This is a genomic window from Flaviflexus ciconiae (assembly GCF_003971195.1).
GTDB lineage: Bacteria > Actinomycetota > Actinomycetes > Actinomycetales > Actinomycetaceae > Flaviflexus > Flaviflexus ciconiae.
Genome location: NZ_CP034593.1, coordinates 1,045,138 through 1,058,746, shown reverse-complemented (window position 1 = coordinate 1,058,746; position 13,609 = coordinate 1,045,138). Strand labels below are relative to the sequence as shown.

13 protein-coding genes are annotated in these 13,609 nt (G+C 57.1%); 5 read left to right on the top strand and 8 right to left on the bottom strand.

Going from position 1 to position 13,609, the window contains the following annotated elements; translation table 11 throughout:
- Positions 1-568: 568 nt before the first annotated feature.
- The 3 genes from crcB to EJ997_RS12870 form a co-directional block, all read right to left on the bottom strand.
- A complete protein-coding gene (gene crcB, locus EJ997_RS04725) occupies positions 569-958 on the bottom strand; it encodes a fluoride efflux transporter CrcB (RefSeq protein ID WP_126703561.1) in 390 nt (129 codons plus the stop codon).
- Positions 955-1,329, bottom strand: coding sequence for a fluoride efflux transporter FluC (locus tag EJ997_RS04720; protein ID WP_164719797.1), 375 nt, complete (start codon positions 1,327-1,329; stop codon positions 955-957). Before EJ997_RS04720 ends, crcB begins: the two co-directional genes overlap by 4 nt.
- A 758-nt stretch (positions 1,330-2,087) precedes the next feature.
- A complete protein-coding gene (locus tag EJ997_RS12870; protein WP_164719795.1) occupies positions 2,088-2,249 on the bottom strand; it encodes a hypothetical protein in 162 nt (53 codons plus the stop codon).
- Positions 2,250-2,686: 437 nt separating this feature from the next.
- Between EJ997_RS12870 and EJ997_RS04715 the strand changes: the two genes are divergently transcribed.
- Positions 2,687-3,778 carry an ADP-ribosylglycohydrolase family protein gene (locus EJ997_RS04715; protein ID WP_164719793.1) on the top strand — a complete coding sequence of 364 codons (1,092 nt, stop codon included), beginning with the start codon at positions 2,687-2,689 and terminating at the stop codon, positions 3,776-3,778.
- 151 nt (positions 3,779-3,929) lie between these two features.
- On the opposite strand, the gene EJ997_RS04710 is transcribed toward EJ997_RS04715, so the two are convergent.
- The gene (locus tag EJ997_RS04710) at positions 3,930-4,841 is read right to left on the bottom strand and encodes a metallophosphoesterase family protein (RefSeq protein WP_126703558.1); all 912 of its coding nucleotides are present in this window, start codon (positions 4,839-4,841) and stop codon (positions 3,930-3,932) included.
- 735 nt (positions 4,842-5,576) lie between these two features.
- Here EJ997_RS04710 and EJ997_RS04705 point away from each other — a divergent pair.
- Positions 5,577-6,911, top strand: coding sequence for an NAD(P)/FAD-dependent oxidoreductase (locus EJ997_RS04705; RefSeq protein WP_126703557.1), 1,335 nt, complete (start codon positions 5,577-5,579; stop codon positions 6,909-6,911).
- 179 nt (positions 6,912-7,090) lie between these two features.
- Here EJ997_RS04705 and trhO read toward each other — a convergent pair whose 3' ends face one another.
- Together trhO and EJ997_RS04695 are read right to left on the bottom strand one after the other, a co-directional pair.
- A complete protein-coding gene (gene trhO / locus EJ997_RS04700) occupies positions 7,091-7,990 on the bottom strand; it encodes an oxygen-dependent tRNA uridine(34) hydroxylase TrhO (RefSeq protein ID WP_126703556.1) in 900 nt (299 codons plus the stop codon).
- A 51-nt stretch (positions 7,991-8,041) separates the two neighbouring features.
- Positions 8,042-8,764 carry a metal-dependent transcriptional regulator gene (locus tag EJ997_RS04695; RefSeq protein WP_126703555.1) on the bottom strand — a complete coding sequence of 241 codons (723 nt, stop codon included), beginning with the start codon at positions 8,762-8,764 and terminating at the stop codon, positions 8,042-8,044.
- A gap of 449 nt (positions 8,765-9,213) precedes the next feature.
- On the opposite strand from EJ997_RS04695, the gene EJ997_RS04690 reads away from it, so the two are divergent.
- A complete protein-coding gene (locus EJ997_RS04690) occupies positions 9,214-9,729 on the top strand; it encodes a hypothetical protein (RefSeq protein ID WP_126703554.1) in 516 nt (171 codons plus the stop codon).
- Here EJ997_RS04690 and EJ997_RS04685 read toward each other — a convergent pair.
- Both EJ997_RS04685 and EJ997_RS04680 read right to left on the bottom strand, forming a co-directional pair.
- A complete protein-coding gene (locus EJ997_RS04685; protein WP_126703553.1) occupies positions 9,698-10,402 on the bottom strand; it encodes a purine-nucleoside phosphorylase in 705 nt (234 codons plus the stop codon). The genes EJ997_RS04690 and EJ997_RS04685 overlap by 32 nt on opposite strands.
- A gap of 541 nt (positions 10,403-10,943) precedes the next feature.
- Entirely contained in the window at positions 10,944-12,134 is a 1,191-nt protein-coding gene (locus EJ997_RS04680; protein WP_228201583.1) for a cobalamin-independent methionine synthase II family protein, read from the bottom strand.
- A gap of 214 nt (positions 12,135-12,348) precedes the next feature.
- On the opposite strand from EJ997_RS04680, the gene EJ997_RS04675 reads away from it, so the two are divergent.
- Both EJ997_RS04675 and EJ997_RS04670 read left to right on the top strand, forming a co-directional pair.
- On the top strand, positions 12,349-12,807 hold the full coding sequence (locus EJ997_RS04675) for a hypothetical protein (RefSeq protein ID WP_126703552.1): 459 nt from the start codon (positions 12,349-12,351) through the stop codon (positions 12,805-12,807).
- 6 nt (positions 12,808-12,813) lie between these two features.
- Entirely contained in the window at positions 12,814-13,575 is a 762-nt protein-coding gene (locus EJ997_RS04670; protein WP_126703551.1) for an HAD-IIB family hydrolase, read from the top strand.
- Positions 13,576-13,609: the final 34 nt, after the last annotated feature.

The window sequence follows — 13,609 nt, the reverse complement described above, 5'->3', positions numbered from 1 at the left end:
AGGCTGAGCCGGAAGTAACAGAATCTCTGAAGCGTCAGTTGCTGTCGGGTGTCACGTTCTCGAAAAAGGCTGTTGCATGAAAGTCAACGTGATCGGCGGTGCCAGCTTCACAGAGTCCCACACTGCATGAGACCTGTTACACGGGATTTGGATATTCAGCAGGGTAGGGGTTTTGCCAAAGGTCTCCGTAAGTGCTTCAGTGTATGGCTCATGAAGATGTAAAAGAGAAGGCGTAGAAAACTTGGGCCGGGACGAGTCTGTCGCCGTCCTCGAACCCGTCATGCTTTTGAAGCCGCTTCTGGAACCGCTGTACCTTATGCCATTGGCCAATGGCCAGAGGCGTGCAGGTGATCTGACCGAAGTTTGGGCGGATGCGACGCGGGCGAGAGACGAACTCGGATGGTCAGCTGGTCGAACGGTCGCTGAAATGTGCGAGGATACGTGGCGCTGGCAGAGCATGAATCCCGACGGGTATCGCTGATTCTTGCTTTATAAAAAGTGGCTCGATCCAGAAGTGCCACGTGCTATTGGGAGGCGATGTATGGCATCAGGATCGCCGAACTGGTCTTTAGATGGATCCTGTCAGGCTGGAACCCAGCCAGAGCCCCAGTGCGGCTAAAACAGTCGAGAGAATGAGTGTGCCGAACGCGTAGGCTGCGGCAATCCGGTTCTCGGACTGACGGACAAGGAATACTGCATCGCAGCTTGCTGTGGAGAACGTGGTGTACCCGCCAAGGAATCCGGTTCCGATGATGATCTGGAGCTGGGGTGACAGGGATTGGCTAATTGTTAGCCCGGTGAGGATACCGAGCAGTAATGATCCTGAGAGGTTAATGAAGAACGTGCCCCACGGGGTGGAGGACGATGTTCTGGCACTGATGAACTTGTCCAGGGTAAAGCGGGCAACACCACCCAGGCCGCCGGCTACCGACAGGCTGAGGAACAGGAGTGGGTTCATGAGTGTGGTTCCTCAGTGGGAGAGATCTTTGAAGCTATAGCCATGCCGATGGCTGCGGCTAGGAAGCCTGTTATGACTGTGAGAAGGCCATAGGCGATCGCCTTGGGAACATCCCCGTTATCGATGAGTTGAGCGTTCGTGACGGCAAACGTGCTGTAGGTTGTGAAACACCCGAGGAAGCCGGTGCCGAAAAAGAGCCGGATTCTCTGGAGATGAGCATTGAGAGCATCTGTCCGCTGTAACCACTCAAGGAGCATGCCAAGCAGGAATGCTCCTGTCACATTGATGAGGAGTAAAGATAGCAACTGCTCGGAGCCGGGTATGGCCATTGTGACTGCTTGTCGACTAGCAGTCCCGAGAGCGCCACCCACGAAGATGATGATGGCGGGAACCCACCACGAGGATGCGAACTGCGTTAGCCTGTGCCATCGAGATTTCAATCCGTACTCCTCGCTGTGGTCACGTCAGCGTGTATTGGTGCACGCCGTGTGAAACCTTACCCTCGTCAGCGGCAGTAGCCCAACGTGGCTATTTCCTGTTTTTACGGTACTTCGGCGAGAAGGGCTCTCAGACGTCGGGCGGAAAACTTAACGGCATATCGTGTCTCTATCTCGAGTGCTGAATTCTTGGCACCGAAGAAATCGTAGCGGCTGGCGGCCGTAGTGGCGCGCAGATCAAATCGAACACGGTGCGTACATTTCGCAGAGCTTCTCGGTGAAGCTGGATCCTGTTGCGCCACGCAAATCTGAACGGTGAATGGTTCTATGAAACACTGCTATTTCGATGTTCTCTAAAAATGAGTTAGCGAGTAGGGGTTTCCCTACGATATGTGCGCCGAGTGTCTACTCGATGCTCGCTTGGGCGTTACTGGATGTCCGCGCTGCCGCCACGAATAGGGTGCACCGCTCGGGCTCCGCTTGTGGTGCGCGCAGCCAGTAGTGGTTGCGGAGGTTTCGGATAACCTGCGGGAACGGATCGAATAACGCGCGGGAACGAATGCAATTGTCCGCGCGAGCGAACCAGATCACCGTTGGGAACGTAATTGATATCGCGGCGGTTGAGATAGTGCAATGTGGCGCAACGAGCTTCGTGCTATTTCTCGGTGATTATCTGCTTGGTGGAAATCTGCCTAGGGGAGCGGCGGTACATCACCTTCATGAATAACCTCTTCCGCGTCTTCGTCCCACGTGAAAGCGGAGATAACTTCTGGGCATACTGTGGCAATTGCTTCGCGCTCCTGGGCGTAGGTGTGTGTGACCTGAATCGAGTTGTAGACGAGTCTGTCAGCCACGGGGCGGAGGTCATAATCTTCAACCGTCGGTGCGGGTGCGCCGCGGGAAAGGTAGTTGATGATGCGGAGAGGTGAGAGGACCGTGCCGCACGAGTATTGGCTTAGCGCCCATCGCAACGCGACTGATCTGTGTCTGTCTGATCTGTGTCTATGATCAGTATCTGTTCCGGGAAGAACTACCGCTTCTATCGTGGCTCCCGCGATCAGTCCTGATGCTGTCCGCGCGGGTTACGTTAACCCTTATTGGGGGAGCGGATCTTTTCAACTGGACCGCAAAATGCGTGCTCCCGCGGGAAATGTCCTGATTATGGTGATTAGGAAAGCTGAATAGGCTGTGGTTGTGTGGAGCGACACTCCGATGATTTGGATATCGACTTTGTAACCAGAATGTCATTGCTACCTTCAGATTATGAATGCTGGAAGAAAGCGGGAACACAATGTCTGATGAACTTAAACGAGCGCAGGGTGCTGCCCTTGGGTATTTGATGGGGGACTGCATTGGCATGCCCACGGAGTGGCTCACTGCCAAGGAGGCCAAAGAGGCATACGGGATGATTGGTGGCGTGGGAGCTGCCAGTGATACTCACCCGTTCTGGCCCGGTCGAGAAACGGGTCTGCCCACAAACGTCACTGATGACTTCCTTTCCCTGTCAACTCAGCTCGCGGTAGCAGGTGATGGTTTCGAAGAAAGCTTGAGCAGACTGCTGACTGACGATTCAGAATCTGAATTGGATTCGGACTCTGAAATGGAGTCGAAGCCTGCCGCACCGTCGGACGCGGATGTCGACGCAGAGCCCAGTGCACGTGCAAATCGTCTCACTCAGGTCATTGAGGGCGCTGAATCAGTTGCCGGCACGGATCTGAAGAATATCCCGATGCGCAGTCAGGGCGTGCACCGTGGATATGCAGGGGATGCTCTCCCAGAAGCACTCCTTATTGGGATGACCCGGTCTTCGAAGCGGGACGATACCCTCCTGCTTACCGAGGTAGCGGCGTTTATCTCGAGTGTCGACGGTACGACTTCCCAGTGGGAAGGTTCTGCGCTTCTCGCCCTAACGGTGAGCTCCATTATCGATGGTGCTTCCATCTGGGATGCGGTGGATTCGTCTCTGGCTTCGGTAGCCCAGACTCGGGCAATCGGTGCGCGGACTCCCGCTTCCTCCGTCATTGCCAGAGTTCTCGAAGGGCGGGACAAGACCAAGAAGATGGATGAGAAGGCGCTGACGCCGTACCTGAAGCATTCAATTGGTCTTTCCACCTCGGTCCACGAGGCAGTACCTGCCGCTATTCTCGTTGCACTGCTCTACCGGGATAACCCCTTCGTTGGACTTTGCAACGTGGCGCAGACTGGGGGAGCCAGTTCCTATGTTGGTGCCATGGCAGGAGCCCTGCTCGGTGCTTCGCTTCCAGATAGGACTGTTCCCTATCGTCAGCTCGATCAGATTAATGCGGACTACCGGGAACGCGTTCTTGCCGCTGTTAATCAGTTTGAGGACCGTCATGGTCCGGCACGTATTCTCGGTAGCTAAACTCGGCGGTTACTGATGACTGTCGGCCCAACCGTTTGGTCATCCCAGCCCTAACTCGCCTGGTTGACCAACTGCGGGTCCGATTAGTCGTCCATGTCTAGTTTTTAATTTTCCCTGTTGGTTCCTATTTCTGTGTGCGAGCACCTGTCACCTAAGACAGGTGCTCGCTTCCTTGCCCGCACCAGCGCAGCCCGGTCTCAACGGACCAGGATGGACGACTGTTGGCCTGTGTGGTTTTTGAGGCTTCAGCCGGAGGGAAAGAATAGACCTCGGCACCTTCGTTTTCAACGCTTACCGGGGTGGACGTGGCATCGACATGGCTGTCAGAAAGATTGATGATGCCGTAGCTGGCGCGGATGGTTGCCGTATCCCACGAGGGTCCTCGGTCGAGCGAGGTCTCACCCGAAACCGCTGGACCAACAATGACGGGTATGCCTGCCGCCACCGCCATCATCCCCACCCTGTAGTGGCCGCAAAGAACAACCTCTGGCTTTGCCTCCAGCTTGCTGAGCATCTGGGCAACCGCTGGAGCATCATCCAGTGCCGATGCCGCGTACTTGAGCGTTGGGGGAGGAGCAAGCGGATGGTGGAGCACAAGCATGGTCTTTCGTTCCCCGGCGGGCAGTTCCCGCGGGCATGACAATGCCTGCTTGAGGCCGACAATGCGGTTGCCGATCTTGCCCCACGTAGAACCGAGAACGGTCGTGTCCGCCACGATGATCCGGAGCTCGCCAATGTCCGCGTAGTACTCGATGGGTTGCATGCCGCTGCCGGGAAGCTTGAAGACGGATCTCATGGCGGCGCGATTATCGCTCTCACCCGCCGCCCAGACAACCGGCGCGCTCCATGCCTTGGCCAGCTCGCCAACAGCATCCCGTGCGAACTGGTAGGAGCTTACCGAGCCATCTGCTGAAACATCTCCCGAGACAACAATTGCTCTGCATCTGCGGCCCCGAGAGGCATCCTCCAGAACTCTTTCCAAGTGATCCGATGTTGGAACGAGGCCGTGATGAAGGGCGCGATCGGCAAGGAGATGAAGATCAGTCAGGTGAAGAATCGACATGAGGCACCGCCTTTCCGAGCAAGGGAACCTGACCCTAAAGAATCAGGGATGCTACCGGATTGCGCGGTCGCACCGATCATTTTTATCAGCTTTAGTTGAATGGCAGGCAAACCAAACCTGAGAATTCCGAACTGCGAAGTTCCCGAGGAGACAAGAATTGCTAAAGTACACGGCTGAGGTTATGTGAACGGAAGCTTCACAACGCAATCCCGTTCGTGCGACGTTCTGATGTGCGATCTAGATTAGCGGCTTGCGTAATCCGAGAGATTGCGCCGTTGAGAGAATAAATTGGTCCGTTGAGGGGTCGGTGTAAGCCACCTGCTAGGGTTGTTCCCTGTTTCTGACAGTCTTGATTCGCGCAGGGAGAGTGCGCTCGAGACTGTCCGCGAGAGCCGGCTAGCGGGCTGAATGTGCGCGCTCAGGTCCTTAGGATAACTGCGCGAATGCGCGAAAAGTGCAAGAGAAGTATACTTGGACGGTTGCTTCACCCGGGGTCCTGACTCGAGGGGGAGCGCCCCCTCACCTGAGTAAAAGATGGGAAAAGCACCGCGTAGCGGCAAGTGGTGTTTGTCGCATTAAGATTGAAGTGGAAACCGGGTTGATTTACGCAACATTAACCTTTCGTTGATATTTCGCGGAACAGTAAAACTTGGGAAGAAAGTCCCAACTTTTGGTGTCGATTGTCCCAGGGTTCCACCCTGTTCAGTCTTTAAGTTATTCACTAGCGTGGGTGTCATGAACGCTGATTTTGAATCACAGCCGCACGTTGTTATTGTCGGCGGCGGCTTCGCCGGGATTGCTGCCGCTCGTGGCCTGCGCAAATCCAATGTGCGAGTCACCCTTATCGATCGCAACCCGTACTCGACCTTCCAGCCACTGCTTTACCAGGTTGCTACATCGACCCTGAACCCGGGTGACGTTACGTACTTCCTGCGCGCAGTGCGTCGCGGTCAGGACAATCTCCGCGTTGAGCTTGGCTCCGTGGAGTCCATGGACCACACCGAGCAGACCATTACGCTTGATGATGGTCGGTCGCTGCGCTACGACTACCTGGTCATTGGCACCGGTGTCTCTGCCAACTTCTTTGGAATCCCCGGTGCTGAGGAGCACTCTCTCCCACTGTACACCCGCCAAGAGGCCATCGATGTTCGCGACCGTCTTAACGGGCTTCTTGATGCTGCCACGAAGCGCGCTGGTGAAAAGGTTCGAATCATGATTGTCGGTGGTGGTCCCACCGGTGTTGAAACCGCGGGTGCTATTGCCGAGATGAAGCAGAAGGACCTCCCGGTCCTTTACCCCGAGCTTGATCCCGATACTCTCGAAATCATGCTGGTGGACATGGCGGACAAGGTCCTTGGGGCGTTCTCCGAATCGTCCTCCACCTACACCGCGGATGAGCTTCGCAAGCGTGGAGTGAATGTCCACCTTTCCCAGTCGGTGAAGGAAGTAAAGGCAGACGGAGTTCTCCTCAAGGCCACCGACGGTAGCGAAGCAGAGGAATGGATGCCGGCGGCAGCTGTTCTGTGGGCTTCCGGTGTTTCTGTACCTAGCTCAGTGTCCAAATGGAACGTCCCGCAGGTCCGCGGCGGCCGTATCCCAGTATCTGATCGCCTCCGTGTCAATGACCTCCCCAATGTCTTTGCCGTTGGTGACGTTGCGGCGATCAACGATGGTCCGCTACCTCAGTTGGCTCAGCCCGCCAAGCAGACCGGAACCCATGTTGCCAAGGTGATTGATGGCCTTGTCGAGGGCGGGGGAGACCCGGGCCCGTTCAAGTACAAGGATCTTGGCATCCTTGCCACCATCGGCCGTGCTGATGCTGTTGCCGAAGTTGCTGGAATTCCGAATCTCAAGGGCTTTACTGCCTGGATGATCTGGAACTCCGTCCATATCGCCACCCTCATGGGAGGCCGCAACAGGCTCTCCTCGATGGTCAACCTTGGAACGAAGTACTTGCTGTGGGGCAGGAGCCACAACCTTATCGTTGGCGATATCTCCGACTTCTCAAAGAACGCCAGGACCGGCCCGCTATCGGCGGCCAAGTCCATGAAGCGCCACCACCACAAGTAAGCCGCCGGGGCCCGCTACGCGGGGCCCAGAGAACGGACAAAGAGAATGGCTACCTTGAGGAAAGTTCCTCAAGGTAGCCATTCTTTTAGAATTCGAGAACTTTGCGACGAATATTAGACCGAGCTGAACTTACACCGACCTGATCCCGGACCGGCTTGGATCTCAGACCGTCCTGTAGCTTAAACCGAGACCGTTGCGTGATCGGAGCAGAATACGGGCCTGTCCCAGCAGTCCTCGCAGGTGACGAGGCGGCGTACGCAGGAGTCGTCTTCGCAGTTGTGGAGGGCACCGGCGGGGCTGCCACAGCCGTAGCAGACACCAATGATCTCTGTGTCGGGTCCGAAGGTCATGGCTTCGCGGTCGTCGAATACTGTCAGTGAGCCCTTCCACCGGCCTTCGTTACCAAACTCTTCTCCGTAACGAACGATGCCGCCGGAGAGCTGGTAGACCTGCGTGAAGCCCCGCTTGATCATAAGGGCGGAGAGAACTTCGCAGCGAATACCGCCCGTGCAGTAGGTAAGGATCGGAGTGTCCTTGAGGTGGTCGTAAACGCCCGCGTCCAAGAGCTTGAGGAAATCGTGGGTTGTTTCCGTCTCGGGAACAATCGCTCCGTCGAAGCGGCCGATCTCAGCTTCTACTCGGTTCCTGCCATCAAAGAACACCAGGTCCGGGTGCTCGGCAATCAGCCCTTCGACTTCATGGGGGCGAACGTGGATGCCGCCGCCAACAACACCGCTTTCGTCGACCTCGAGTTCCTCTGGTGCTCCGAAGGAGACGATCTCTGGGCGGGCCTTCACTGAGAGCCGTGGGAAGTCGCGGGACAGGCCGTTTTCATCGAGTCCCGTGCCTTCGGACCACTTCATGTCGACATTCTTGAACGGCTCGTAGGACTTCAGGTTCTTCACGTACTGCTTGCAGGCCTTGAGTTCGCCGCCCACGGTGGCATTGATTCCATGCTTGGAAACAAGGATCCGGCCGCGCAGTCCTAGCCGCTCGCACAGTTCCTTCTGCCAGAGCCGGATAGCATCCGGGTCAGCTAGGGGAGTGAAGCAGTAGAAGAGGAGAACGCGGGACATCATGGTCAAAGCCTTTCGGTCGAATACGAGAGCCAGTATAGATCCGTCAATGCTCTAAGAGCCCGTGCCCTCTGATTTAGCCTTGTGGTGGTTGTCATGTGCCACCCTGTCACTGTCATCGGTCACCCTGCTGTGGTCGTGAGTAACCCACAGGATTGAGGCAAACGGATCGAGGGGCCTCTCTTTGCCTCCCACGGTGAGAGTGCCTTCTGCGATGATGATTGTCTCTCCCGGACGAAGGCCCAGTTCTGAAGCTAGGCGTAGGGCTTCCGGGTCCGAGTCGGCAATGCGGTGTACGCGGGCTTCCCCGGTAGGTGCCTCGGCTACGAGAATAGCGAGGACCTCGGGGAGGATCCCGTCCTTTGATGGGATTGGATCGCCGTGTGGATCGTAGTCGGGGTAGCCAAGGAGCTCGTCGATGGCGTCGATAAATCGAATTGATACTGCGTGTTCCAGGTCCTCCGCTTCATCGTGCACCTCGTCCCAGGTGTAGCCGAGCTCGTCGTGCAGGAAGGTTTCGATAAGGCGGTGTGCTCTGACCATGGCAAGCGCGTGGCGCTTGCCATCCGGCGACAGCCGGATGGAACGATACTTCTCATGCTCGACCAGGCCATCCTTCGTCAGCTTGGCAATCGACTCGGACACGGTTGAGGGAGATAGTCCCATGTCCCGTGCCAATCGGCTTGTTGTGACTGGGGTATTAGACCATTCTGTGGCTGACCAAATGTACTTGAGATAGTCCTCTGTCGCTGCAGAAAGATCACTCGCATTGCTCAAGGCGCCCTCCTTTAAAGGCTTGACTCCCAGCTTATTCCCACAGCTTTCTGGAACAAACTGTCAGGATGATGCGTTGAGATGGAGTGATGGACAAAGCGGACCCAACACCCATGAGCAACGGCGCGGCGAAGAAGCAAGGCGGCGGGGCAACGGGAACCAACCTTCCTGTCGAAGGTACGTCGAATGTTGGTACCTCGAGTCTTATGAACGTAGCTGGTGCCGAGGAGGGCACACATAACAACCCCATGGACAGAACGTTTGATGACAGTGATAACGAGCGACCGAATGATCGGTCTTCTGGTGGCAGGGGTGAATCGAATGCAGTACCGACTGAATCGGCCGCGGTCCGGAGTGAGCCGGTTTCAGCTTCAGCTGAATCATCGACTGCTGAATCATTAGCTGGTCCAGGTGGGCCAGCTACAGATGTAGACGATTCGATGCCCGCTTCCGTGTCTGAACAAGCCGGGAGCGGTGTTCTGGAGGCTCTCCGTGGACATGAGCCAACAGATCGCCTACTTTTCAGTGTTGAGCTACTCGACCGAATCGAAGAGGCTCGCAGTATTGATCAGCGCCTGGATCGTGCTGTTGAGGAAGCTCTTGAGGTCACTCCATCGGAGCGACGGGCACTTGTTCTTATTCGCGGTGGCGTAACGGATATTGAGGACCTGTCACGCGAACTGGGTCTGCTCGAGCAGGCCACCAGAGTTCTTATCGACGCACTACGGGAGCGCGGATTTGTTATTGTCACGGAAACTGGACTTAGCGCCGACAGCGAGACTGAAGCCAGTGCTGTCATTGCCGTGACCGAGCGAGGTGCAGCAACGGTCGACCGTAGTGAGGCTATTCGCTACCGTACGGCCGACTTGGTCTCCACCCGCTTGAGCGATGAGCAGGTGGAGACACTGTCGGCATCGATGAGCCAGGTGGCTGATATCAGCAGTGCGCGGCAGCTACCGCGAGCTTAAGAGCACCCTCAAACTTGTGCTCGCGTTCTTCCGCTGTCATGTCACCCGAGGTGTCGAACAGGTGGTCTGAGACCGTAAGAACAGTGAGTGCTTCGGCGTTGTGCTGGGCTGCCAGCATGTAAAGGGCCGCAGTCTCCATCTCGACACCCAGGGTTCCCAGATCCGCGAGAGTCTTAACGCCGTCAGGGTCGTTGCCGTAGAAGCGGTCACGAGAAGCAACCGGGCCAACGTGAAGGTTCATGGAGTCATCCGCTGCGGCGATAGCTGCAGAGAGAAGGTTCCAGGACGCTGTGGGGGCGAGATTGACGCCCGGGACCAGGTTGAACATTGACGAGTCCGTGTGTGCTGACATGGCGACAACAACGTCACCGACCTTTGCTGAGGTTGCCATGCCGCCGCAGGTTCCAACGCGAATGATCCGCTTAACGCCGTAGTGCGTGAAGAGCTCTGTTGCGTAGATGGAGAGCGAGGGCTGTCCCATGCCGGATGCCATAACCGACAGTGGCTTGCCGTTGTACTCACCGGTGAAAGCGCCGATTCCGCGTACGTCAGAGACCTTCTCAGCATCCGGCATCAGCAGATTGGCAATCCGCTCAGCCCTGCGGGGATCTCCCGGCATAAGAACAGCCGGTGCAAACGCACCATCGGCAGCGTTGATATGAGGTGTTGGCATGATGCTCCTTATAGAAATAGCGTGTATCCGCCAGTGTAATGAATGAACTGCTCCCCAAGCGTCCCGACTGACAGATTCAGAGAAATCAGTGGCTGTTTTGCCGATGAATCCTGATGGAACCGATAGTTCCTGATAACCGGGTCCTGGGAGATCAGCACGGATCTCTGTCAGCACCGATCTCTGGGAGATCAGTTTCATGTGGACCTGAACCTTTGTTGTGGTGCCTGGCCAAGATTCGGCGCCACTCAGCTGTGCGTTAAGAGCTGGTGCTACTCGGCCGAGCGATAAAGACAAGCGCCGCGGGCTAGGAACCGGACCAAGCCTGCGTGGGAGCCAGGATCCGGACTAGGCCAAGTGGGGGTCACAATCTGTCGTGGCGTGCCGGGAGATTGCCATGGGTCGATCCCGATATGTGGACCCAGCAAACGGGAATGGAATACCGGGCTGATCTTGCGACCAGCCCGGTATCGGTTGAGAACTACGTAGTTCTTAGCGTTGTTGAGGTTTCACAGCCGTAGTTCGGTCGATGCTCGTTCTTGGTTTAGAGCTGTTCGTTGGCGAGCTGTGCGCCCTGAACGAGGGCATCGAGCTTGGCCCAGGCGATCTCGGGGTGGATACGGCCGCCGAAGCCACAGTCGGACGAACCGATGACGTTCTCGGCACCAACGAGACGGGCGAAGCGGACGAGACGGTCGGCTACGAGCTGGGGATGCTCAACAACGTTGGTTGCGTGGGAGACAACGCCGGGAAGAATCTTGCGGCCGCCCAGATCACGGCTCTCCCAGACACGCCACTCGTGTTCATGGCGAACGTTACCGGCCTCAAACGTGTACTGGGCGACATCGATGTCCAGCATGGCGTCGGCGATGTTCTCGAACTCGATATCGGTGGTGTGCGGGCCGTGCCAGGAACCCCAGCACAGGTGGTAACGCACACGGGATCGGTCGAGGCCCTCGAGGGCCTCGTTGACGGCATCAACGCGGGTGCGGATAAAGCGCACGTAGTCCTTCGGGTCGATCTGCGGGGTGATCTGGTCGTAGGACTCAGCGAGAGAAGGATCGTCAATCTGGAGGAGAAGCCCAGCATCAAGGATTGCCTTGTATTCCTCGCGGAGCACCGGGATCCAGGCCTTGATGAAGTCCTCTTCGGAACTGTAGTAGGCGTTGGAAACTCGGGCGGCGGAACCGGGAGCGATGGCGGTGATGAATCCGGTGTTGGCCGGGCGGTCCTGGAGTTCCAGTGCCTGAACCAGGTTCTTGGCATCGGCGTTCACGGCTTCCTGGCCGATGAAAGCGAGGGGACCGGTGGCGGTGGGGAAGACTCCGCGGGAGTCTCCCATCTCCACCGTCGCATCCGGGCCAAAGTAGGCGCCCGGAAACCGGTTCATGTCGCGGCGTTCAGCAAAGCCAGCGAGTTGAATGTCATCGGGGGTGGAGTGGTGCTTCTTGGTGAGCCAGTCCTGGTTTTCCTCGATAATCTCCAGTCCCTGCGTGCGTGCGAAGGAGTAGGACCACCAGGCACCGAAGTCGGAGGACTTCGACATGTACTTGCCGTACTCGCCATCGTTCACGATGTCGATGCCGATCTCGCGCTGCTGAGCAACGACGACGGCTACATCCTCGGCTAGTACCGTGGCATAGCCAGCCGGGTCGTTCACCCCCATGTCCTCCTGATTGGCTTCAATGAGGCGTGCGGTCCTGGGAAGAGAGCCAGCGTGGCTAGTAAGAATCACGGCATAAGTCCTTATCTGTTTAAAAACCAGTGTGAACACATAGTTCCAGTGAAAAGTTGCACGGTGAACGGAACTATTTAAGATCTCATATGGTGACCACTACCCAGTGGCGCATAACGGTGTGAACCGTGTACTTGAAGAATAATGTGATGATGAGCCGACGATCACTGGTTTTTCCGGTACGCTCGGTCACGACACATGAAAGGATGTAAACATGTCGCAGCAACCCGGAGGCCCGCAGGGCCCCAACTACGGACAGAACAATTTCCAGCAGAACAACAACCAGCCGCCGCAGGACGGTTACGCACCCTCGGCTTACTCGGCACCCCAGCCCGGATACGGACAGCAGCAGCCATACGGCCAGCAGCCCGGTGGTTTTGGACAGCAGTCCGGTGGCTTCGGTGCACTGTTCTCCACGAGCTTCGCGACCCGCGCCACTCCGACGCTCCTAAAGAACATCATGCTTCTCGCGCTCGTTGCTTTCGGCATCTTCGCGGGCTACGCTCTCTTTGATCTCCTGACGATCATCACTGCCGACTACGGCCCGGGCGCGATGGGTATCATTACCGCGATCATCCACTTCGCCTACCGTCTTGCCATCGGCATGGTGCTCCTGGGCCTCGTCCGCGTGTTCCTTGAGCACGTCAACAAAGAAGACAAGAAAGCTGAATAAAACTCATTGAGCTCCCATTATCGACTCGTCGCTTTTGACCTAGACGACACTCTTGCACCCTCGAAGTCCCCGATCCCTGAACGGATGGCTTTGGCACTAGTTGAACTTCTGGACTGTGCAGATGTCTGCATCATTTCCGGAGGTAACGTCGAACAGTTCGAGCGACAGGTTCTCAACCACCTGAAGGCGGGCCACCAGGCCCTCGAGCATCTCCACCTCATGCCAACCTGCGGAACGCGATACCTGCGTTTCCAGGATGGGGTGTGGACAACGATCTACGCGCACGACCTCTCCGAGGATGAGCGCGACAGCGCCATCGCCTCCCTTCGCGAGCGAGCCGAAGACCTCGGCTTCTGGGAAGAGGAGACGTGGGGCGACGTCATCGAAGATCGCGGCTCGCAGATCACCTTCTCTGCCCTTGGGCAGCAGGCTCCCATCGAAGCAAAGAGAGCCTGGGACCCGGACGGGTCAAAGAAGGAGGCTCTGCGTGATGCTGTTGCCGCCGACCTGCCGGAACTCGAGGTCCGCTCCGGCGGATCCACCTCGATCGATATCACCGCGACCGGCGTCGACAAGGCTTTCGGGATTACCCGCCTCGCCGAATACACGGGAGTGGCGTTCGACGACATGCTGTTCGTCGGTGACCGTCTCGACCCGGGTGGCAATGACTACCCGGTTGTCGCGCTCGGGTGTAAGACGGTGGCAGTCGATGACTGGGAAGACACCGCTCGGTTCGTGGAGAAGCTCGTGAAGACCTTCCCCGCCTAGATCACCAGATCTTTCCGATCAACGTTGTTGCAGG